Origin of the sequence: Collinsella sp. Sow4_E3, from assembly GCF_052116285.1 — a bacterium.
Taxonomy (GTDB): domain Bacteria; phylum Actinomycetota; class Coriobacteriia; order Coriobacteriales; family Coriobacteriaceae; genus Collinsella.
In genome coordinates this window covers 113,771-134,678 of sequence record NZ_JBQKLJ010000003.1, presented here as the reverse complement: position 1 = coordinate 134,678, position 20,908 = coordinate 113,771, and the positions used below count along the sequence as shown (strand labels likewise).

The following is a 20,908-nucleotide window of genomic DNA, read 5'->3' as shown; positions in this document are numbered from 1 at the left end:
ATGGGCGGCGTGTATCTGGAGGACACGCGCCAGCAAGCCGGCAAGCATGAGGTGAAGCACGAGTGGTGGGCCGATCGGGGCATCACCCTCGTGCGGAGTAAGCTCGCCTTTGGTGACTATTGTCGCCCTCCCGAGGTGGCGGTGGACACCAAGGCGAGCATCGCCGAGCTCGCGATGGATATCGACCGGGAGCATGCCCGGTTCCGTCGCGAGCTGATCGGCGCGCGTGATGCCGGTGTACGGCTGTATGTCCTCGTCGAAAACGACGCGGGTGTGACTGATTTGAGTTCCCTAGCGTTGTGGACGGAGCCAGATGCCGATTTTAGGCTCCGAAAGTACGCGCAGCGGCGCATAGAGGGCAAGCGCCTGGCGAAGGCGTGCAGGACCATGTCAGACCGTTACGGCGTGATGTTTCTGTTCTGCGCTCCCGAGGATGCCGCTCGCATCGTGACCGAGATTTTGGAGGGACGTTATGGGCCTGAGTGAGTTCGGCGCGGCGGCTGTCGCATACGCCGAGCGCGGCTGGGCCGTCTTTCCCCTGATCGCCCGAGATAAGGTGCCCGCCATTCACGGCGGGTGCCGCTCTGCACTGGCCGATCCGGTTCAGGCGCGCGCGTGGTGGAGCGCCAACCCGCGCCATAACGTCGGCATCGCCTGCGGTGCCGTGTCGGGTGGGCTGGTCGTCATTGATATCGACGTTGATGAGAGCGAGGGCGAGGATGGGCGTGAGACGCTGGCCCGCTGGGAGGACGAGCACGGGGCCCTGCCCGCGACCGCGACGGCGATCACGGGGCGCGGCGGCATGCACCTGTTCTTCCAAGTGGACCATGAGGTACGCAACAGCGCTAACAAAGCCCTGGGTGTGGATATCCGTGGCGATGGCGGCTATCTGGTCGCACCGCCCTCGGTACACCCCAACGGCAGGCGCTACACGTGGCTCGCGTCGCCGGAGGAGGTCGGGGTCGCCGAGGCGGATGCCAACGTCCTGGCGTTCTTGGATTTCGTGCGCCCTGCAGCGGCGACGGCTGAGGCGCGCCCGGGTGGCACATCGGGCCCACGCTTCACGCTGCCGGAGGAGATCGGCGCGGGTGCGAGGAACGACACGCTCTTCCGGTATGCGAGCTCGCTGCAGGCGCAGGGTAAGGACGATGCTCATATCCGTGCCGCCGTCGAGGCGGTGAACGGCGAGCGGTGCTTTCCACCGTTGCCTCAGCAGGATATCGAGAAGATCTTGGGCAGCGTGTGCTCTCGCTATGAGAAGGGGCGTCCGCGTGCGTTTAGGAAGCTCGATAAAAACGGGAACCCAACCGGGCCCGTTCGCCATAACGTGGTGGCGCGTGAGCTGATTGATGCCCATAGGGCCTGCATCATCGACGGAGCTCCCGCCATCTGGGACGGCAAGCGCTATGCCACGGGCTGGCAGGAGATAAACCGGGCGACCATTGACCTGCTTGACGACTGTAAGATGGCAGACCAAAAGGAGGTTCGAAACTACATCCTGCATATGGCTCCCGAGACCAAGGCTTCGGCTGCTACGCTGATGGGCTTTGCCAACGGCGTGCTGGACCTTGAGCGCGGGCTGGTTCCCCAGGCGGCGGACATGGTGATCACCAACATCATCCCGCACTCGTACCGCGCCGACGCGTACGACGAGGCGGCTGACAGGTTCTTGGACCGGATCAGCTGCGGTCGCGCCGAGGTGCGGGCGAACCTGGAGGAGACGATCGGCATGTGCATGTACCGGAGCAATGAGTTCGGCCAATGCCCGGTGCTGATCGGCTCGGGGTCGAACGGTAAGTCCACCTTCATCCTCGCTTTGAGGAACGTCTTGGGAAACGAGAACGTTAGCTCACTCGATATCAACGTGGTGGGCAAACAGTTCCAAGCGGGCAGGCTCTTGGGCAAGCTCGCGAATCTAGGCGACGATATCTCGAATGAGCGGCTGAATGGAGACGTGCTCTCCGTTTTTAAGAAGGTCGTGACGGGAGAGTGGATCTACTCCGACGTTAAGAACGGTGAGGGGTTCGAATTTCGGCCGTACTGCACGCTGGTCTTCAGCTGCAATGAGTTTCCATCACTTGGCGACTCGAGCGAGGGCATGATGCGGCGACTGTTCCCGATACCGTTCGAGGCGTCGTTTTCCAAGTCTGATGCCGATTACGACCCGCGCATCTGGGAGAAGCTCACCAGTAGCGCCGCAGCGGAATACCTCGCGCGCGTGGGCGTTGAGGGGCTGCGGCGATTGATAGCCCAAAACGGCATGACCCCGAACGGCAGGAGCGATGCGCTTGCCGGAGAGGTGCGTGCGGACAACGACTCGGTCCTGAGCTGGATTGAGGATGAGATGCTTGATGGCGATAACTTTGCCGAGGCGGTTATCGCTTGGAGATATGAGGACTACAAGGCATGGTGCGAGTCGAGCGGGCTGCGGCCGTTTGGACGGCAGAAGTTCACCCGCAAGATAAACGAGCGTTACGGCTTTGAGAGCGTCGTGGCCAAGCGGCAGTTTGGTGTGGGCGTCAAGACCGTGCGTGTGTTTAGGCGCCGCGTCGAGTCATAACGGTTTGGTTACGGTCTGGCATGTCGTGCCGTAACCCTTTTGAGCTGGGATTGTTACGCGGTTACACGGTTACGGATGCCCTTTTCCTATCTCTCTATAAAGGTAAGAAATATATAAGAGATATAGGCTGGGCGCCCCGTAACGTAACCGCGAGATTACGGAGGTTTCTGATGATGATTGAGCACGACGAGATGAACGAGGCCAAGTTTCTCTATGCCTGTGCATCGATGAAGGTCGCGATTGCGAGTTTTCTGGAGGTCTGCGAGGTCTACGGGTGCGCGAGCGATGAGCTCGTGAAGATGCTCGACGAGTCGCGCGAGGCCATCGACGGCCTGATGAGGGCATGAGCCGCCCGGGTCCTGCCGTTCCCTGGACGTGCCGGCAGGAGGAGATCGTGCGCGAGCAGAGCCACCTGGGGGCCGCGGGCGTGCGCGAGGCGATCTACCGCGAGACGGGGGTGTTTCGGACGGTGCGGTCCGTCGAGGCGCATGCGAGCCGGATCCATGTGTCGCTGAAGGTGCGCCCCCAGTGTCCCGAGTGCGGGGTGATCGGCGTGCGTCTGGTGCGTACGACCGGAATGTGCCCGCTGTGCACCGAGCGGCTGCACGTTGAGGAGGAGCGGGCGTATAACGAGCTCCTCCAGGCTGAGGCGGCAGGTGTTGAGGGTGCCGAGCTTGAGGCCCTGCAGCGCGAGTACGCGCGGTTGAGGCAGGCGAACTCGCGGCTGCGAAGGCGGTATGGGTTGAGGGGGAAGCGGGAACGAGGCTGATCCGTTAGGCTCTCACTCGTGAGCCGGCTACGATTATGTCTTCGATGATTGCATACTCAGCCGTGTGGCTGAGGAAGGAGTGCGGCTCCCACGTCCTCGTTTCATCATTCCATTCCAGGTCACTTATGATTTCCGGTCTGATTCCGTCTGTGCGAACTCTAAATGCCCGTTCTGCCCTAATTATGACTGGATGGACGGTGGGCGGATTGGTGACACGTTCTAGAGGGCAGCCTTGAAATAGTGTCGCTTCTAGGAAGAGCCCCTCGTTTTTATGGAGCGGGATGAGGCAGATCGCGCTGTAAACAATTGCATCGCATGCCATCTGACTTTTCAGGATATAGTCGACCCTATCTGGCAGCGTGCCGGGTAGGGTCAGCTTGTTTAGCAAGCCGGAAAGTGCCTCCCCGCCTTTGGTCTTGAATCTAGCTGGGGCTTCGAACTCGCCGGTTTTAACGTACTGGAACTTTGGCATAGCCGCTCCTGTCTACCGTGTTTGCATCCATTTTACTGAGGCAGACGAACTCGAGGCACGACGAAGGTGTGAGTTGAGGGGGAAGCGGGAACGGAGGTGATGCCTAGGTGTTTCCGTGATTTGACTTGTCCTCGAACGGTTTGCTCGCCCGCATAATAGCGAACCACTCTTGCGACAGTTGCGGGACGATCCGCACCCGCCCTTTCTCTTCTACGACAAAGGGTATGCCCCCGATGGCAGGAGTCTCCTGACCTTCGGCCAGCGTCGGACCGAGCAGATATGCGGTTCCGCCTTTGAAGGGGCAGGCGTTGGTGACCTTGACGTTCCATGCTCGATATTTGTATTTGACCCAGGCGATGGCAATCTGTGCCCTCACGTTCCGCGACCCCCTCAGATTGCTGCTTCCATTACCTATTTCCATTCGGTCTTGGGCTCATGCCGCTGGGCGGCGTAAGGCCTGAAGCCGATTCAATCTTAACGTCTCTTTGTGACCTCCTTCGACCATAAGCGGTAGTTAAACGCTGGTCGGAGGAGGTTTATTTGAAGCCGAAACTCACTGAGGAACTGATCGAGGTCATGTGCGGCCTGAAGGCCAAGGGCATGCATAACAAGGACATCTGCATGGCCGTTGGCATCCATGAGGCAACGCTGTATCGCTGGTTGAACAAGCCGAGTAGCAAGTTGCATCGCGCATTAGGCGAGGAATTTAAAAAAGCTGAAGCTCAGTACAAGCAGGAGCTGCTTGAGTCCATCCGCGAGACGGCTCTGTCCAAGCCTCGCTACTGGACTGCCGCCGCCTGGTTGCTTGAGCGAAAGTATCCAGAGGAGTTCGGCCGTCCCGAGACGCGAAAGACCGCCGTCGAAACGGAGGACGCGCCCAAGATCGTGCTCGGCGTCGAGGTGCGCACGGCTACGGGCGACTCGGCGGATACGAATGGTTAAGGCGGCCGATCTCATCATCCCGTCTTTTCATGACGTGCTGGGCGACGTGATGGCGCATGGCCATACGCATTACTGGATGCACGGCGGTCGAGGCAGTACGAAGTCGAGCTTTATCAGCGTGGCTATCGTGCTGCTGATCGTCGCCTTTCCGGAGGCGAATGCTTGCATTGTGCGACGGTTCGGCAATACGCTGAGGGACTCCGTATATCAGCAGATGCTTTGGGCTATTGAGGCGCTGGGGCTGGAAGGGTACTTCCAGTGCAAAATCTCACCAATGGAAATCATCTATAAGCCTACGGGGCAGAGGATTGTATTTCGCGGGGCTGATGATCCGGTAAAGCTGAAGTCGGTGAAGTTCACCAAGGGGTATTGCGCGGTTGTCTGGTTTGAGGAGCTGGACCAGTTTGACGGTATCGAGGCCGTACGCTCGATATTGAACTCTTTGAGGCGTGGCGGAGACAGGTTCTGGATCTTCTACAGCTATAACCCGCCCAAGACGATGTGGTCTTGGGTGAATGTGGAGCGCCTGGAGCGTTGTAGGCGTTGCGACACGATCGTTCGGCATTCATCGTATTTGGATGTGGTGGAGTCGCATCCTGAATGGCTCGGCGAGCCTTTTATTGAGGAAGCTGAGTATCTGCGGGAGACGTGCGAACAGGCCTGGCGGTGGGAGTATCTGGGAGAGGTTACTGGCACCGGCGGCAACGTGTTCGATAACATCCTCGACATTCGCATGAGCGATATGAGGTGTCGTGGCTTTGAGAGGACGCGCAACGGCGTTGACTGGGGATGGTTCCCTGACCCTTGGCGGTTCGTTCGCTGCGGATGGGAGCCGGGCGCGCGAAGGCTCAGCATTTATAGCGAGATGAGCGCCAATAGGAAGACGCCCGCGGAGACGGGGCAGATGGTCGTGGACGCTATGACGTATAGCGACGTGGCCGGAGAGGATGCGTATTTCCATGACGAGCTGATCTGGTGCGATGATACGCCTGATGGAAAGCAGTCGATGGCGGTGTATCGGCGTGACTTTGGGCTGCGGGCGCGTCCGGCGAGGAAGGCTCGGATGCGGCGGCTGTCGTATGACTGGCTGGCGGGCCTGCGGGAGATCTGCATCGATGCGGAGCGGTGTCCGTTGACGTATGCGGAGTTCACCTGCAAGGAGTATCTGCGCGACCGTGATGGGACGTGGATTGATGACATACCGGACGGGAACGATCATTCGATTGACGCGGTTCGGTATGCCATGATGGACGACGTTCTGCGTGGGTGACGGTAGCCGGTGGAATACTCGGCAGCTTAATACTCGACGGCAGAATGCTCGGCATATTGATTAGAATGGTTGGTAGCCGTCTGCGTGTGTTATTTCATGTCGACCGCGCGGACGGATAGGCCCCGGGGAGTACCAGTTCCCTCGGGGCCGTTTTTGTTTGATGCGATTAGTCGTCGTCTTCAGGCAAGTACCATCCGTGTTCTGAATGGACGGGGAACTTGTTTTCATCATCCTCATGCCCCGCCCAAGCTCTACGGCTCATTTCGTTGTCAAATTGCCACAGGACTCTTTGAGCTCTCTCGTCTCCAGAACAATGCTTGAGGCGCACCTTTTCTCGTTCCGTTTCGAGCTCTTCGTCGCTCGCATTTCTCATCCATTTATCCGAGTAGAACAGATCTTCACCATCAGATTTTTGGAACAGTTTGCTAAACAGACCCATGACCCCTCCCGACTTTGAATGCGGCGCCCATGCACTTAATCCAGTGTACCCGCGGCCATGGGGGTTGAAGCGGTGGCTAGATGGTGGGCTAGGCGGTGGGCGTAGTGGGCGCCGTGGTCGGTAGTGGCGTGTTCGATGATGTGGGTGGCGCGGGTGTTGGGGTTGTAGGTGACGATGCCCGCGTGGTGGCGATCGCCTTCGGGGTGGTAGGCGTAGAGCAGATCTTCGGCAGATTCATTCAATAGCTCAAACGTAACCACGGGCGACCCCTTTTCTCGGCTGCTTAATCCGAGGGTGCATTATACGGCTCGGCGCTTGTGACCGGACGGTTCAATTTGCTCGACATTGAATGCGGGAGATTGGGCTGTCTATGGTCGGTGATGATGAGTATTGGGTGCCCGAGCACGTGCGTGCTTATTTGCGGGGGCTCGGGTTTGTGCTACCGCTGGAGCCGATGGAGGAGCACATTCGTGAGTGGAATGAGTGGATGCGGTCTGAGGGCAGTTTCTACGACTACTACGACACGGATGCGTTCGGCCGCTCGTATGAGGTGCATCGGCGTAGCGTGAAGCCCGCAATGCGCGTTTGCACGGAGTGGGGTTCACTGCTGCTTAATGACAAGACAATCTGTGCATGCGATAACAAGGCCGTGACGGAGTGGATGGAGGACTGGATTGAGGACTCCGGCTTTCTGCAGGCGGCGCAGGCGTGCCTGGTGCGAGCCTTCGGCCTCGGTACCGGGGCATGGGCCCTGTGGGTCGATGGTGACGCCGGCAAGGTGAGGGTTCGGCATTACGATGCCCGGATGATCGTGCCGCTGACGTGGGACGAGGACGGATGCACCGAGTGTGCCTTCGTGACGCGTGTGGTGTACCGAGGGCATGCGTATGACCAGCTGCAGATGCATGTGCGTGGTGGGCTTGATGGTGATATCGGATCGCTCGGCCAGAAACTCGGCAGGCAGGAGCTGACGTATCGGATCATCACCGTGGTCTTTGATGAGAGCGGCAACGTGATGGAGCCCGAGGGCGTGTGTACGGAGTGGGATAGCGGATGCCCGAGCCCGACGTTCGCCCTGATCCGACCTGCCGTGGACAATACACGCGTCGACCTCTCGCCGTATGGACAGAGCGTGTTTGCGGATGCTGTCGACACCGTTCAAGCAGTCGATCTGGCTTTCGACGCCTTGATTAACGAGGTCGATGCGGGCAAGATGCGCATCTTTGTCGCTGACGTGCTGGTGGACCAGGGCACGGACGGCGGCAAGCGTGTGGCCATTCCCTTCGGCAAGCATGACTGCACCGTGTTCAGGAAGGTTATGAGCACGGAGGATACCATCCAGGAGTTCGCGCCGCCGCTGCGGACCGATCAGCAGCTGACGGCCCTGAGGACGTCGTTATCGCTCCTGGGCGATCTCTGCGGCTTTGGGTGCAAGTACTTCGACTTCGATACCGAGACGGGCTACGTGAAGACCGCTACGGAGGTGTCGAGCGACAACTCGGCCCTCATGCGCAACATCGCCCGCCATGAGCACGGGCTTGAGCGTGCGCTGAGGCAGATCTTCCATGCGGTGATTTGTGCCGCCCGCCATATGGGTGAGCCGCTGCCTGACGAGGGCGAGGTGCGCGTGACGTTCGACGACTCGATCATCACGGACACGGCGGCAGATAAGGCGCAGGACATGGGCGAGGTCGCGGCGGGTCTGATGCTGCCCTGGGAGTACCGTGTGAAGTGGTTCGGCGAGGATGAGGCGACTGCCAGGGCGGCGATGGCTGAGGCGGACGCTGCGAGCGGACGGTCGGGCCAGAGTGAGAGTGGCGAGCCCTCGGTGGCGTGTGTCGGATCCGATGGGACGGCCTCGGGTTCCTGAGTGTCGGTGGCGATCTCCTGAGGGGGTGTGGCCGGCTCCGTAGTGGCCGGGTCGATCTCCTGAGTGACGGTCGCCTGGCCGTGGCGCGGGCCGCTCCGGAGTGGCGCTGGCGATCCGCTGGCGCGACCGCTGCCCCTGGGTGATCGTCGCGCTCCGCTGGGTGATCGTCGCGCTCCGCTGGGGACGTTGCGAGTCCTGTGTGACGGGTGTGCCCACCGCCGGGCTGGCAAAGACGTCGCCGGGTGCGCCGACCCGAGGAGCGTAGCCCCATGACCCCCGGCAAAGCGTAGTGCGCACCGACAAGCGAGGCACCACCCCGCCCGGACCGCACGCCCCCTTGTCCGCGCTGATGCAGGACACCACCCGGCCCGCCCGCTGTGCGCCCGCTGCGAGGGACAGACGCCTGCCAAACACGCTCGTTTCCTTTGCTGAGGCCGACGGCCGCGGAGCCGCCGCATGCCCGCGGGCACGAGCGACAGACCGCAGGGCTGGCGCGAGCCGCGGGCTATGCGGGGGCGGAGCGGACGGCGGCCGTCCCCGTTGCCCTTGCATGCGTGTTTGGCAGGTAGCTGGCCCGAGCCGTGGCGCACAGCGGGCGGGCCGGGTGGTGGCCGTGCGTGACTTTTGGGCGTGCGGGTAGGGCGGGTGTGGTGCCGAGCCGGTGCGCGACGGAGCTTTGCCGGGGGCCATGGGGCGGAACGACTGGGTTACCGTAAGCGCCCGGTGGCGGCTTTGCCTGCTGGGCGGTGGGCGATAATCCCCCTGAAATAACATATCAGTCGTTAGCAGGGAGGCTTGTGCGGGCGCCTTCCGGATGAGGCGGTGGTAAACTTTGAGCTGGTCAAAGTCCTTCCTACATTTTGGCCGGCCCGGCGCTTGGGTGTATATCCTGCGCCGGGTTTTTCTTTCGCGGCTTGTAATGCCGTTCTATCGCCTAGTCCCAAGCTCGGGGTATTTTGACAGAGCTATCGATGCGGGCTATGCGTTCGGATTGATGAAGAGCGCTGCCTTCGCGAGCTCCTCAGTTTGCGCCCACGCCACGGCGATATGGGCAAATGTATCGGGCTCGTCGGTTTGGGAGACGATTGAAAGCTCGTTATCACTGCCCAGTTCGAGACGGTAGTCGTTGACGTCGCCCACGACATGGAACCCTGATGCGCTTTTTGCTGGGTCGAGTACGTCGATGCCGAAGGTGGTTCCGTTTGCGAGCGTTGTCGCGTAACGAATGCCCTGCTTTGTTGGCTCGAATCCTATAAGTGGGCGCCCGTTGACAGAGAGGACGAACGGTACGTTCTTTTCCATGCCGTCGAGTGCGACGTGGAGGACGACCATGCGGTCGAGCTTGAGTTTGTTCCCACTTTCAATCTCATCGATGTCGAATGTCAGCGCGCCTTTGTTTCCGATTACGCTCAGCATTCCGGCTGGAGTCTCGAGTTTGTTGTCGTACGTTTCAAACATATGGGGTCCTTTTGACAGAGGGTACGATGTGGGACTGGTTGTTCGTTCGTTCGCTGTCTGCTCGCTTGGCTCGATTCGCTTCGTTCGTTGCGCTATGGTTCGCTTTCAATTCGGTTTGCGCGTTTCGTTTGCTCCTGTGTTTAGTATTGCCTCTCTCTCGTTTGTTTGTATACCCCCTTATTTGACACAGGGTACGACGCAGGACAGGGCGGCAGGTATTTTGTTCTGATCGCCACGCTTTCCTGCATTCGTTGTCGCGTTTGCTTTGTTGCTTCGCTCGCTTTTGTTGCTTTGCTTTTGGTTCGCGCGATGCTTTTCCCTCAATTTTTGTTCTCTACACCTCTTTGATTTTGGACATCCCCCTTATTTGACACATATACCGACAGGGGACCCATGTCCCTACGGGGTGGGGTCGATATCGTTCTTGACCAGGGTGTTGTCGAATGCCCAGACCCACCAGCGCAGGTGGTCCTCGGCGCCGTGGATGGGGTCCTCCTTGTGATAGTGCTCGAGGTAGATTTCGGTCTTCCAGCGGGCGAAGCGGCAGGTGTAGGTCGCGGTCTGCGTGTCGTGGATAATGGGTCCGAAGGGTACGGTCTTCACGATCTCGTCGATGGTGAAGCAGCGGCCGTCGGGCCAGCACACGCGGATGGGCACGATGGAGCCATCGGCATTGGTGCGCGCGAACACGTCCACGTACTGTTTGTGCACGCGGCGGCCGGGCTTGGTGCCGCGGCAGCGTATGGTCTTGTTTGCGGGGATGTCGGTGGCCACTAGGCGCTCACCGCGATTCCGGAGCCGCGCCTGACAAACCAGCGGCCATTCTCCCACCACAGGGTGCGGCGCTGGCGCGCGATGCAGATGTCGTAGCGCACGCACAGGTTGCCGAAGATCATGCGGCCGAACTCTTGGCGGCAGTAGATGGATTCGGTCTTCCAGCAGCGGCCGTCGGCCCAGTGGATATATTGCGGGTCGGCAGGTCCCGTTGTAGGGCTATCGTCGGCGATGGTATCGACTTGAATGTAGATTCGCTCGGGCTCGCGCGGGATGCCGCAGGTACCCGCGAGCGAGTGCTTTTTCATGATCACGCTGCCGCCCCTTTCGTACATGCGTTCGCTGTTCGGTGACACTAGTATCGAACGAGTGTTCTTGTTTGTAAAGCGAACGTGGTGTGAGGGTTGCGTGGGTATGTCCGGGCGAAGGGGTAAAACTCAGCCCGGACTAATCGCTTAGTTGTCCTGGGAATGCAAGCCGTTGTAGAGGTCGTCTACGAGTAGGTGGACGAGGTCTTTGCGAACTTCCTGATGGTTGAGCAGGAAGTTGTAGAACTCTTGGTGCTTGTCGTAGTTTTCGACCAGAGCCTCCTCGGTCTGATCGTCCACGGTGTTCGTGAAGTCCTGTTTGCTGTTAGCTTTCGCGCTGCGCTTGATGCGGTCGTTCGTGCGAAGGGTTCCGCGCAGCGAGATGAGCGAGCTGGCGGCGACTTCATCGTCAAAGCTTGTGCCATACCGAGCATTCCAGTCGGCAATGATCTTGGAAAGGCTCTCCATTACATCATGGGTGAGCCCCATGCCGATGCCTCTTGCTACCGAAACTTCCGGCGAGGCGACAAGATCGCTTTTACCTGTTTTCGGGTTGATGTGCTCGCCGTTTTTCGATACGTGAAAGTCCGAGAACGTGACTTTATCCGAGATGTCGATGCCGGGCTCATGCGTTCCTGCCTTTGCGATTTCGCGAATGAGGTACTGGCAGAATCGGTATTCCATGTGCATGTACTCGTTGGTGAAGGGCGATGCCATGATAAGGAACGCGTACTGGCGGATGAAATGTCGGATGATCCTGCGGGCCCTGTCGGCCTCTTCCTCCTCCATTTCCCGAACAATCGCCGTTGCGGTGCCCAGAAGACCCCACATGCGCTCTTTGTCCTTAGCCGTCTGCCTTTCTTTAGCGAGGAGCTTATAGAACGCACGGATGTCGTCGGCGTCGAGAACGTTGAGCTCCTCGAGGTGCCTCTCAGTTTCCTTGAGGTCGGCATACGTGAGGGGGTTTTCGAGCACGGTATTTTCGTAGTAGGGAGCAAACGCTTCGGCAATGTCCTCATAGTCGTTGACGAAGTCGAGTACATAGGGACGCTTTTCGTAGGGAGGGCAGATACGGTTGAGGCGCGAGAGCGTCTGCACCGCGGCGAGGCCGTGGAGCTTCTTGATGACATACATCGCTGAAAGCAGCGTCTCGTCAAAGCCCGTCTGGTACTTGTTTGCGACGATGAGAACGCGATAGTCGTTCTTGTGAAACAGCTCCGGCAGCTTATCTTCTTCGAGACCGCCGTTCATACCGCGCTCGGTATATTTCTCGCCATCGACCGTCACTTCACCAGAGAATGCGACGAGCGCCTGTGCATGTCCCAGTTTCTGCATGTTGTTGTTACGCAGTGAATCATAGGCCAGGCGGTAGCGCACGGCTGCTTCGCGGCTCGGGGTGACGATCATTACCTTGGCCCTGCCGTCGAGATCGCCCTGGACCTTCTGGAGAAAATGGTCAACTATCACGCGAAGGTTGCCCTGTACGGTTCCATCATTGGTTGCGATTAGGTGTGCAAGCTGGCGCTTTGCCGCTGCTGACTCGAGTTCGGGGTCATCCGGGATGGACTTGACCACCTTGCAGAAAGAATCGTATGTGGTGTAGTTGGACGTGACGTCGAGGATGAAGCCCTCCTCGATGGCTTGGCGCATCGAGTAGAGGTCGAAAGCTTCTTTCTTTCCCTGTGCGTTGAGCGTGCCGAACATGTCGAGCGTCTTGCCCGTGGGCGTGGCAGTGAAGCCAATGATGGTGACATTTTCTTGACGACCTGAACGTGCGATATCATCGGCGATGATGTCCGACACCGATGTGGGAACCTCGTCCTCTTCGCCGACGTCGGAAAGGACGCCGTTGACCGCGGCCATGGTCTCGCCTGAGGTTGAGCCATGGGCCTCGTCGATGAGTACGGCGAAGCGGGAGCCCGTACCGTCGAAGATGCCGTGATCGAGGTTTAGGAATGTGGGCATGGTGCACACAACGATGCGGTACCCACCCGAGAGAGCTCGCTCGAGCTTGCCCGATTTGCTTGTCTCGCCGTATTCGTCGGACTGGCCCTTGGAGTCGATAACCTTGATGGTGCCTGAGACTTTGGCCATGTCCTGCACTGCTGCCTGGAGTTGCCTGTCAACGACGATGCGGTCGGTGACGATGAGGACCTTGTTGAATAGCAGGTCGTCCTCGCCCTCGGCAAACATTCCAGCAAGCTTGTGGGCAAGCCAGCAAATGGTATTGGTCTTGCCGGAACCAGCGCTATGCTCGACGAGGTAGTCGCGCATGGTCTTATTCTTTTGGATGTCCTCCGCAACGCGGGTGACGGCTCGATATTGCTGATAGCGCGGGAAGATGGGCCTCTCGTCCTTCTTCTTGTTGGTTTCGCGGTTGCGCGCGTAATAGATGAAGTCGTAGATGAGGGTGAAGATGGTGTCCTTGGTGAGGATCTCTTCCCACATGTATGCCGTTGCGATGCTGTCGCGGCGTACGGGATTGCCGGCCCTCGTTTCGTGTAGCGAACCTTCTGAGCGGACACCCTTGTTGAACGGGAGGAACTTCGACGCGCCGCCCTTGAGTTCCGCGCATACCCAGACTTGATGCAGGTCCATGGCGAAGTGCGCCAAGGCACCGACCTTGGGCATGAGCAGACGCGTCTTGCAGTCGCGCTCGAACTTGTACTGCGATATGGCGTTTTCGTACGTCCAGCCTGACCCCGACGACTCGCATTTGAGCTCGATGGTGAAGATGGCGAGGCCGTTGAGGAAGATGACGACGTCGATGCGTTCGTCTTCCTTGTGGTAGACCTCGTCCATGACCGAGAGGGTGTTCTCGTCGAAGAGGTCGATGGCTTTTCTGTCGAAAGCAGCCGAAGGGCGCGGATATACGAGATTGAGCTCGATACCGGCATCGAAGGGCACGCCGTTCCAGAGGACATCCACGAGGCCGCGATTGCCGATAGCCGCGACGATCTTGGCGAGAATGGTCTCGCGCGAACCGCCGTTGTAGAGGGCGTGGAGCTTGTCCATTTCCTCTTTCTGCGTACGGTTCAGGAAGTCAAACAGTACGTCGACGTCCATAGCGCGAACGGGGTCGTAGCTCGTCTTTGCCGTGCGGCGGGTGTAGCCGTTGTCCTTGACGAGATGCTCGATCACGACTTCCTGAAGGTTGACTTCCTTGAGGGCGTTTCGGCCCATGGGGGCGCGGCGTTCGAGGACTGTGTCTTGTGGTTGCTCGGGCATGAGGTTATGCCTCCTCGGTCACGCGGCGTTTGCCGGTGACGTACTCGTAGATGAGGGACTGGCGACGACGTTTGAGGATATCGAGCTGCTTGCGCTTAGTTTCCAGAACGGCGTCGATGGCGGCGGTGCGGGCGTCGAGGTAGTCGGCGATATCGATTTGATCCTGTTTTGGTGGCAAAGGAAGTAAGATATTCTTGAGAAAATGCTGGGTTAGGTGCGGGACGCCCATGCCCGTCATCAACATTCGCGCCTGATGCTTAAAGACCTCGCTATCAAAATAGTAATGAAGGTAACGCCCTTCAACAACGTTCTTTGGGGTAAGAACCGCTAGCGAGCCATTGACTGTAGAAGGCCTTTCTAGGCTCTGCACATAGGCGTGTTTGCCATATCCGGCACCGTCTTTGACCAAGAGGACGTCGCCTTCGGAAAGCATGATTTCAGGTGATTCTTTGTAGCGCTGCTCATTAATATAATCGCACTCCGCTTGAACCAACATATTATTCTGGATGTTGAAAGCGGAAAAGAGTGGATAACCTTCTTCAACATACTCATCTGCCTTTAGCCCTTTCCAGCCCAAACGTGCTCTCAAATAGGCTATTTGCTGCAGCTTCGTCAGGTTCCAACCTGTGGGGATATTTCCAATCCAGCCAATACCGCTAGGCTTGGTACTGGCGGTCGAGTCGAGGCCTCGAGTCACGGCTTCATGGATGACGGAGGAGCGGTAGCATGTGAGGGTCTTAAGCTGTGTCTCAAGATTGGCGATTGCCTTATCAAGTCGTCCGCAGCTTTCATCAAGTCTCGCGGAAATGACATTCTGCTCAGCTAAAGATGGCAGCGGGAACACAAAGTGTTTGAAATCTTTTTGAAATAGATGCTGTATCGTGCTCGCTCCTGCGTTGATGTCTTTAAACCATTCAGTGAAGACATCGGTTTGCAGGACGTAATACAAGTACTTGACAGAATAATCGGTATCGTTCAACGGGACTATTCGCATAACTCCGCTGTTTAACGAGGCGTTTCCAGGCATATCTTCTACTATAGCAAGCTTGCCAACGGTTCCATCCTTGGTTATCAGCAGATCGCCCGGCTGCAATTTAATTTGCCAAGCCTCTTCCCATCGCTTATCACTTATGTGAACGCAAGAATCCCAGTTTACCCTGCCATCTTGAAAATCCGTGCCAGTAACAAGCCAAGGACCCTCGTCCTGATATTCGTCTGCCGTGAGTCCTTGCCAGCCTATACGCCCATAGAGGTTAGCAACATTGTTTAGGCGTTCAAGGCGCCAGTCCCCTGACAAGGTTCCTATGTATTCTTTTGACATTACGCCATCAGCTCCTTGAGCTGATCTTGAAGTTGAGTTTCGAGTTCGTTGAATTTCTCGAGAAGCAGTTCAGAAGATTCGGGTGCCTCATATTTGTAGAAGTAGCGCGTGAACGGGATTTCGGCACCGGTTTTCACGATCTTGTCGGATTCCTCGTCGAACCATTTGGCATCCGGCACGTAGGGATAGACTTCACGTTCGAAGTACTCGTCCACGTCCTCGGAGAGCCTGACAAGTTCGGTGTCTTTGGTGGTGTCGTCGTATTCAATGGAGCCGTCTCGCTTGTGGCGCAGCGGTGCGGTCTTGTCCATTTCGGACATAGCATCGACGACTTTCTTTACGACTGAGGTGCGCTGGGCTGCTGTCTCGCCTTCATAGAATGGCGGCAGTGCCTCGATTAGGGTTTTTACCGATTTTGTAAATTCCTTATAGTCCTGCGTAGAGCTGTCCATGGTGTTGTCTAGCAGTAAGGTGATCATGCGCTGGAAGATCAGCTCAGCGTTCCTGAGCCTTTCAAGCTTGGCACGATCTTTTGAATTGAGGTCCTCCTCATCGATGAGTTCAAGCTCCTCTAGCTTAGCGGGATTATGGACGTTGTCGCTAAACTTGGCGTTTGCCATCGCCTCGACACGTTCTGCTGTGATCTGATAACTACGCTGAAGTGGCTGCTTGACCGTGTACTCCTTATAAATGAATTCCTCGTTGGGAAGGATATGGCAGAGCTCGCCCTCCTCAAAGTCGGTATAGAGCTTCACGATTTCTGAGATTTGTGCATCGGAGATTTGCTTGCGTTTGTTGCCGAGGCTACGACGCATTGGCTCCCACTTGCCTGTGGCATCGATGAGTTGCACCTTGCCGTGGCGTTTTGGGGCCTTGTTTTTGGAAAGCACCCAAACGTAGATGCCGATGCCTGTGTTGTAGAAGAGGTCTCCTGGAAGGCCAATAATGGCCTCAACATAGTCGTTCTCGAGAAGCCAGCGCCGCGTCTGCGACTCGCCAGAGGATGTGCCTCCAGAAAAGAGCGGCGAACCGTTAGAGATGATGCAAGCTCGACCGTTGGACTCGCTGAGCTTATAAATGGCGTGCTGCATAAAAAGCAACTGCATATCACTTTTAGCAGGCAGGCCCGCAGGAAAACGTCCGCTAACCTTCTTCGACTCTTCCATGACGGCCTTTTCCACGCCGTCGCCAGCGTCTTTTCCGCCCCACGGCTGGCCGAAGGGCGGATTCATGAGCACGAGACGCATCTTGTCCTCAGGGAAGCAGTCTTCCTTCATGGTGTCTGCTTGACGGATGTTATCTGCGCGCTGTCCCTTGATGAGCATGTCGGCAAGGCAGATGGCGTGCGTGTCGGGAATGATTTCCTGCCCGTAGAGGTAGACATCGGTCTCGGGGCACAGTTTTGCAAGCTCATCTTTGGCAGTAGAGAGCATGCCGCCCGTGCCGCACGCGAAGTCGCCGACCTTGATAACCTTGCCGGGTTCCTTGAGGTCTTCGCATCCCTCGGCAAGCGCTAGGCGCGTGATAAGGCGTACCACCTCGCGCGGGGTGTAGTGGTCGCCTGCCTCAGCGTTTTCAGAGAAGCGACGGATGATCTCTTCGAACATATAGCCCATGGCGATGTTGTTTACGTTCTCCGGGTCGAGATCGAGCTCGGAGAACTTACGAACGACTCCCGTGAGCTTTGAGCCCTTGTGCATCTTCTTGATGTCTTTTTTGAAATCCAGATCTGTAAAGATCTGCTTGATATTGGGGGAAAAGGCATCGATATAGGTCGGTAGGTTCTTGTCGAGATTTGCCGGATCACCGAGTAGCTTCGACAGCGTCCACCTGCTGGTGTTGTAGAAAGCATGGCCAGACTTTCGACGAAGCACTGCCTCGGCAATATTGGGATTTGCTTCATATGCCTCACAGACAGCGTCTTTGGTCTTGGCGAGGGCACATTCGACACGACGCAGGATGACCATGGGGATAATGACGTCGCGGTACTTGTCTGCCTGATAGGTGCCACGAAGAGTCTGTGCGATGCTGAAGACGGTGGAGACCTGTTTGGCCACTGAAGGTGTTTCTGGCATGGAATACTCCAAGCGTGGAGGGGCTACTGTAACTGTTCCAGATTGTATCAATTTGCCGGGACGTATTGATGATGCTGGTCCATAGCACGATCAGCCGCTGGCCGATTATTAGCTGGCGCCTAAGAAGTCAATCCCAGATGAGCCTATGATTAGGATGATTGTTGCCTTGGAGTAATGAATTCGATGGCGTGGGCAACTATTGTTGTATCAAAAGCGGGGCATCCGCACCGAGCGGTGCCCTTTCAAGGCATGGAAAGGGTTGTGCTGTGAAATTGCCGGGGAAGAAGAAAAAGGAGCCTGCTGAGCCGGAACGGACCGTTGAGCCGCAAAAGGCTTCCAGTCCGTCTGGCTTTGTGGACAAGGCTGCATCGAAGGTTAAGGACTTTGTCGAGCCGACCTTTGATGAGCCTCTACCGCCGAAATGGAAACCTCTGTCACGCCATCGAGAGATTAAACGACGGCAAAAGCAGCGGGATATACGCAAGATAATTGTCTGGGCAGTTGCTTCCTTCGCAGTGTTTTTCGCCATTATCGGTGTCGGAATCGCGCTTGACGGCGGCAGCACTTCTGTTTCATCTGAACAGCCTGCCATTGAGAAGGCCAAGCCGAAGAAATCCAAGGCTAAGAAAAAGTCTTCGACTGAACCGGTTGCTGTCGCTGAGCCTGAACCCGAGCCGGAACCTGTTACGCTGACAGACTTGGTCGTGAAGTTTGTCGACGTTGGCCAGGGCGATGCCAGTATTATCGAGTTCCCCGACGGCAAGACGATGCTGATCGACACGCCGCGGGGCAAGGCCGATATCGTGATGGCGACGCTGAGGGCGGATGGTCGACCGACGATTGATTGGCTGGTGGCTACGCATCCGGACGCCGACCACATCGGTGGACTCGATAGCGTTATCTCCTCTATGGATATCGGCTCCATCTGGGCGCCTGAAGCGAACAGCCCCACGCAGACCTATACGCGCTTTTTGACGAGTATCTCGAATAAGGGTATGGGCATCGAGCCCGCCTACGCGGGGCGCCAGATTGCGACGGGCGAGAACTATTCGATTGATATCCTGTGGCCGCAGCAGGGGGCGAGTTATTCCGAGGACAACGCCTATTCGATTGTTATTAAGGTTACCTACGGCCAGAATACGTTCCTCTTTACGGGAGACGCGCCAGTTGAGGCTCAGAACAGTTGCGTTGATGGACACGTTGACGTGCTGAAGGTCTCGCACCATGGCAGCGCGTCAGGAATGAGCAGCGCTCTTGCGGCGAAGCTGACGCCTACGATTGCCGTACTCTCGTATGGCAAGAACTCCTATGGGCATCCGACTCAGGTCGTTCTCGACGCCTTGTCTTCCGTCGGCGCGCAGGTGTACGGCACCTACGTCCATGGCACGGTTACTGTCGTCTCGAACGGCAAGGATGTTACGGCTTCGACAGCTACCGAAGGCACCATTGAGGCCGCGAGCCAGGATTCCGGTGCCGACTCTCAGGGTATTGGCTCGGGCGGCGGCGGATCGAGCGGAACCGCCGAGCAGCAGGCAGCTCCCGCTCAGCCGGCGCCAGCTGCGCCAGCGGCTGATCCCAGTGCCGACACGACGGTTGTGATTACGCCAACGGGAAGTAAATACCATCGTCCCGGTTGTCGCACCACGTCACGCAGTAAAAGTTTGACCGAAATGACGAAGTCACAGGCTCAGGCTCAAGGATACGCCCCCTGTGGCGTCTGCAACCCCTAAGGGAGGACGATATGCAGGCAATCGTTGATCGCATTGAAGGCGATATGGCGGTACTCGAGGTCGACGGCACCAAGTTTATGGACGTGCCACTCGCCGAGATGCCTGAGGGCTGTGCCGAGGGCGATGTCTATGAAGGCGGACCCGGTGCATGGGTGAAAGACGACGGTGCAAAGGCTGAGCGCCTGAAAGCCAATGCCGATCTAATGGCTTCACTCTTTAAACACTGATAACAACACGGCTACCTTGTGACAGGCCCGTACCCTGAACGCGAATTGTTTGGGGTGCGGGCCTTTTTCTGTGTCGGTCCGCCCGGTTATGGAGGGTATCCATGGGAGCTGAGGCCAATGGCGAAGAGACGATCGACGAGACGCAGGAAGACCAAGAAGGGCAAGAAGAGGTGCCGTTGAACGAGACCGCGCCCGAGGATGTTGAGGACGGTTCCGGCGACGCCGAGACCGAAGACGAAACGCCACCCGCAGCCGATGCGACCGAAGCGCGCATCAAGGAGCTGGAGGAGCGTCTGGCCGCACAGGACGTGGACTTTAAGCTGCGACTAGCCGGTGCTCGCAACGTGAAGGCCGCGCAAGCCCTGCTTGATGACCATGACGGCGACGTCGACGCGCTGAAAGCCGCCGAGCCGTGGCTGTTTGAGACTTCACAGGTTACTTCACAGCAAGTTTCCAAGCCCAAGGGCAAGACCGGCCTGCCGAGTGCCGGCGCTGCCGTGGATAGCGAGAAGCAGCTGAAGCACTGGCGCGAGGTTGCCGGACTGGGTGAATAGGGCTCGAAGATGCCCTGATGGGAGGCTATTTTGGCTAATACGATTGCTGCTATCAAAAACTATACGACCATCCTGGATGAGGTGTATAAGCGCGAGGCGCTGTCCACGTGCCTGAACTCGCCGCGCCGCATGGCCCGTGCTGGCCGCAACGCCAAGGAGATCATGATTCCGAAGATCTCCGTGACGGGCCTTGGTGACTACACGCGCAACCAGGGCTACAAGACCGGTGCCATCACCTACGAGTACGAGACCAAAACGTTCAACTATGACCGCGGCATCCGCCTGCTTGCCGACGTGATGGACGTCGAGGAGGCCGGCGTTCTGGACTGCTTTGTCGCTGCCGGTGCCGAGCTGCAGCGCACGCAGGTGGCACCCGAGGGCGATGCCTTCACCTTCTCCGAGATCGCGGGCCATACCGGCGTGACCAAGGAGACCAAGGACTACAGCGCCGCCGAGGCCGCTGACGTCTTGGGCGACCTGCGCACCGTGACCAACGCCATGGACGAGAAGGAAGTCACGCGCGAGAGCCGCTATCTGTTCATCACGCCGACGCTGAAGGGTCTGCTCGATGATTACTCGACGCTGAACCCGACGCTTTCCAAGAACGTGCTGACGCGCTTTGCCAAGATCGTCGAGGTGCCGCAAGGCCGCTTCTACTCGAAGATTAAGCTGAACACGGGCGACGGTGACCAGTTCGGTTACGCCAAGGATGCTGAGGGCAAGGCTCTGAACTTCCTCGTGGTGGAGAAATCTGCCGTGATCAAGTTCGACAAGCATGTTGCCGGCCGCGTGTTTAGCCCCGACGAGCTTGAGAACTTGGACTCCTACATGCGCAAGTACCGCAAGTACGGCATCGTCGAGCTGCTCGACAACAAGCTGGACGGCGTGTTCGCAAGTGTTGGTGCTTAAGG

At 57.9% G+C, this 20,908-nt stretch carries 21 protein-coding genes; 11 read left to right on the top strand and 10 right to left on the bottom strand.

Translation table 11 applies throughout. From position 1 onward, the window contains the following. Positions 1 to 9 precede the first annotated feature (9 nt). The 4 genes from ACTQ48_RS03735 to ACTQ48_RS03720 all read left to right on the top strand — a co-directional run bounded on the left by ACTQ48_RS03735 (position 10) and on the right by ACTQ48_RS03720 (position 3,329). Positions 10 to 486 (top strand): hypothetical protein, encoded by a 477-nt coding sequence (locus tag ACTQ48_RS03735; protein WP_441570169.1) that lies wholly within the window; start codon positions 10 to 12, stop codon positions 484 to 486. Beyond that, positions 473 to 2,560, top strand: coding sequence for a phage/plasmid primase, P4 family (locus ACTQ48_RS03730; protein ID WP_441570168.1), 2,088 nt, complete (start codon positions 473 to 475; stop codon positions 2,558 to 2,560). Before ACTQ48_RS03735 ends, ACTQ48_RS03730 begins: the two co-directional genes overlap by 14 nt. A 170-nt stretch (positions 2,561 to 2,730) precedes the next feature. Continuing rightward, complete coding sequence (locus ACTQ48_RS03725; RefSeq protein WP_441570167.1) at positions 2,731 to 2,907, top strand: hypothetical protein; 177 nt, start codon at positions 2,731 to 2,733, stop codon at positions 2,905 to 2,907. A gap of 47 nt (positions 2,908 to 2,954) precedes the next feature. Further along, complete coding sequence (locus ACTQ48_RS03720) at positions 2,955 to 3,329, top strand: hypothetical protein (protein WP_441570166.1); 375 nt, start codon at positions 2,955 to 2,957, stop codon at positions 3,327 to 3,329. A gap of 4 nt (positions 3,330 to 3,333) precedes the next feature. Here the strand turns inward: ACTQ48_RS03720 and ACTQ48_RS03715 are convergent, their stop codons facing one another. Next, the gene (locus ACTQ48_RS03715; RefSeq protein WP_441570165.1) at positions 3,334 to 3,801 is read right to left on the bottom strand and encodes a hypothetical protein; all 468 of its coding nucleotides are present in this window, start codon (positions 3,799 to 3,801) and stop codon (positions 3,334 to 3,336) included. 103 nt (positions 3,802 to 3,904) lie between these two features. Further along, entirely contained in the window at positions 3,905 to 4,177 is a 273-nt protein-coding gene (locus tag ACTQ48_RS03710; RefSeq protein WP_441570164.1) for a hypothetical protein, read from the bottom strand. A gap of 164 nt (positions 4,178 to 4,341) precedes the next feature. On the opposite strand from ACTQ48_RS03710, the gene ACTQ48_RS03705 reads away from it, so the two are divergent. Together ACTQ48_RS03705 and ACTQ48_RS03700 are read left to right on the top strand one after the other, a co-directional pair. Then, positions 4,342 to 4,743, top strand: coding sequence for a hypothetical protein (locus ACTQ48_RS03705; RefSeq protein ID WP_441570163.1), 402 nt, complete (start codon positions 4,342 to 4,344; stop codon positions 4,741 to 4,743). Continuing rightward, positions 4,736 to 6,013, top strand: a complete 1,278-nt coding sequence (locus ACTQ48_RS03700) for a PBSX family phage terminase large subunit (protein ID WP_441570162.1) — start codon at positions 4,736 to 4,738, stop codon at positions 6,011 to 6,013. The genes ACTQ48_RS03705 and ACTQ48_RS03700 overlap by 8 nt, the downstream gene beginning before the upstream one ends. 166 nt (positions 6,014 to 6,179) lie before the next feature. Here ACTQ48_RS03700 and ACTQ48_RS03695 read toward each other — a convergent pair whose 3' ends face one another. Beyond that, a complete protein-coding gene (locus tag ACTQ48_RS03695) occupies positions 6,180 to 6,452 on the bottom strand; it encodes a hypothetical protein (protein ID WP_441570161.1) in 273 nt (90 codons plus the stop codon). A 35-nt stretch (positions 6,453 to 6,487) separates the two neighbouring features. Further along, positions 6,488 to 6,712 (bottom strand): hypothetical protein, encoded by a 225-nt coding sequence (locus ACTQ48_RS03690; RefSeq protein WP_441570160.1) that lies wholly within the window; start codon positions 6,710 to 6,712, stop codon positions 6,488 to 6,490. Between the two features lie 110 nt (positions 6,713 to 6,822). On the opposite strand from ACTQ48_RS03690, the gene ACTQ48_RS03685 reads away from it, so the two are divergent. Beyond that, positions 6,823 to 8,322 (top strand): phage portal protein, encoded by a 1,500-nt coding sequence (locus ACTQ48_RS03685; protein WP_441570159.1) that lies wholly within the window; start codon positions 6,823 to 6,825, stop codon positions 8,320 to 8,322. 978 nt (positions 8,323 to 9,300) lie between these two features. On the opposite strand, the gene ACTQ48_RS03680 is transcribed toward ACTQ48_RS03685, so the two are convergent. The 6 genes from ACTQ48_RS03680 to ACTQ48_RS03655 all read right to left on the bottom strand — a co-directional run bounded on the left by ACTQ48_RS03680 (position 9,301) and on the right by ACTQ48_RS03655 (position 17,486). After that, on the bottom strand, positions 9,301 to 9,780 hold the full coding sequence (locus ACTQ48_RS03680; RefSeq protein ID WP_441570158.1) for a hypothetical protein: 480 nt from the start codon (positions 9,778 to 9,780) through the stop codon (positions 9,301 to 9,303). A 399-nt stretch (positions 9,781 to 10,179) separates the two neighbouring features. Then, positions 10,180 to 10,554 (bottom strand): hypothetical protein, encoded by a 375-nt coding sequence (locus ACTQ48_RS03675; protein ID WP_441570157.1) that lies wholly within the window; start codon positions 10,552 to 10,554, stop codon positions 10,180 to 10,182. After that, complete coding sequence (locus tag ACTQ48_RS03670; protein WP_441570156.1) at positions 10,554 to 10,868, bottom strand: hypothetical protein; 315 nt, start codon at positions 10,866 to 10,868, stop codon at positions 10,554 to 10,556. The genes ACTQ48_RS03675 and ACTQ48_RS03670 overlap by 1 nt, the downstream gene beginning before the upstream one ends. A 141-nt stretch (positions 10,869 to 11,009) precedes the next feature. Continuing rightward, a complete protein-coding gene (locus tag ACTQ48_RS03665; RefSeq protein ID WP_441570155.1) occupies positions 11,010 to 14,090 on the bottom strand; it encodes a DEAD/DEAH box helicase family protein in 3,081 nt (1,026 codons plus the stop codon). Between the two features lie 4 nt (positions 14,091 to 14,094). After that, positions 14,095 to 15,411, bottom strand: coding sequence for a restriction endonuclease subunit S (locus ACTQ48_RS03660; RefSeq protein ID WP_441570154.1), 1,317 nt, complete (start codon positions 15,409 to 15,411; stop codon positions 14,095 to 14,097). Then, positions 15,411 to 17,486, bottom strand: coding sequence for a type I restriction-modification system subunit M (locus tag ACTQ48_RS03655; protein ID WP_441570153.1), 2,076 nt, complete (start codon positions 17,484 to 17,486; stop codon positions 15,411 to 15,413). The genes ACTQ48_RS03660 and ACTQ48_RS03655 overlap by 1 nt, the downstream gene beginning before the upstream one ends. Before the next feature lie 266 nt (positions 17,487 to 17,752). Here ACTQ48_RS03655 and ACTQ48_RS03650 point away from each other — a divergent pair, with 266 nt between their 5' ends. The 4 genes from ACTQ48_RS03650 to ACTQ48_RS03635 all read left to right on the top strand — a co-directional run bounded on the left by ACTQ48_RS03650 (position 17,753) and on the right by ACTQ48_RS03635 (position 20,906). Next, the gene (locus tag ACTQ48_RS03650; protein WP_441570152.1) at positions 17,753 to 19,216 is read left to right on the top strand and encodes a ComEC/Rec2 family competence protein; all 1,464 of its coding nucleotides are present in this window, start codon (positions 17,753 to 17,755) and stop codon (positions 19,214 to 19,216) included. An 11-nt stretch (positions 19,217 to 19,227) separates the two neighbouring features. After that, positions 19,228 to 19,443, top strand: a complete 216-nt coding sequence (locus tag ACTQ48_RS03645) for a DUF3006 domain-containing protein (RefSeq protein WP_427795497.1) — start codon at positions 19,228 to 19,230, stop codon at positions 19,441 to 19,443. A gap of 101 nt (positions 19,444 to 19,544) precedes the next feature. Continuing rightward, positions 19,545 to 19,997: a hypothetical protein gene (locus tag ACTQ48_RS03640; protein ID WP_441570151.1), complete on the top strand. Its 453-nt coding sequence runs from the start codon at positions 19,545 to 19,547 to the stop codon at positions 19,995 to 19,997. A gap of 30 nt (positions 19,998 to 20,027) precedes the next feature. Then, positions 20,028 to 20,906 (top strand): hypothetical protein, encoded by an 879-nt coding sequence (locus tag ACTQ48_RS03635; RefSeq protein WP_441570150.1) that lies wholly within the window; start codon positions 20,028 to 20,030, stop codon positions 20,904 to 20,906. Positions 20,907 to 20,908 lie beyond the last annotated feature (2 nt).

Coding starts and splice junctions, on each gene's coding strand:
- ACTQ48_RS03680 (WP_441570158.1), bottom strand. CDS start 9,780: ATGTTTGAAACGTACGACAACAAACTCGAGACTCCAGCCGGAATGCTG.
- ACTQ48_RS03715 (WP_441570165.1), bottom strand. CDS start 3,801: ATGCCAAAGTTCCAGTACGTTAAAACCGGCGAGTTCGAAGCCCCAGCT.
- ACTQ48_RS03700 (WP_441570162.1), top strand. CDS start 4,736: ATGGTTAAGGCGGCCGATCTCATCATCCCGTCTTTTCATGACGTGCTG.
- ACTQ48_RS03685 (WP_441570159.1), top strand. CDS start 6,823: ATGGTCGGTGATGATGAGTATTGGGTGCCCGAGCACGTGCGTGCTTAT.
- ACTQ48_RS03640 (WP_441570151.1), top strand. CDS start 19,545: ATGGGAGCTGAGGCCAATGGCGAAGAGACGATCGACGAGACGCAGGAA.
- ACTQ48_RS03660 (WP_441570154.1), bottom strand. CDS start 15,411: ATGTCAAAAGAATACATAGGAACCTTGTCAGGGGACTGGCGCCTTGAA.
- ACTQ48_RS03695 (WP_441570161.1), bottom strand. CDS start 6,452: ATGGGTCTGTTTAGCAAACTGTTCCAAAAATCTGATGGTGAAGATCTG.
- ACTQ48_RS03645 (WP_427795497.1), top strand. CDS start 19,228: ATGCAGGCAATCGTTGATCGCATTGAAGGCGATATGGCGGTACTCGAG.
- ACTQ48_RS03730 (WP_441570168.1), top strand. CDS start 473: ATGGGCCTGAGTGAGTTCGGCGCGGCGGCTGTCGCATACGCCGAGCGC.
- ACTQ48_RS03665 (WP_441570155.1), bottom strand. CDS start 14,090: ATGCCCGAGCAACCACAAGACACAGTCCTCGAACGCCGCGCCCCCATG.
- ACTQ48_RS03655 (WP_441570153.1), bottom strand. CDS start 17,486: ATGCCAGAAACACCTTCAGTGGCCAAACAGGTCTCCACCGTCTTCAGC.
- ACTQ48_RS03725 (WP_441570167.1), top strand. CDS start 2,731: ATGATGATTGAGCACGACGAGATGAACGAGGCCAAGTTTCTCTATGCC.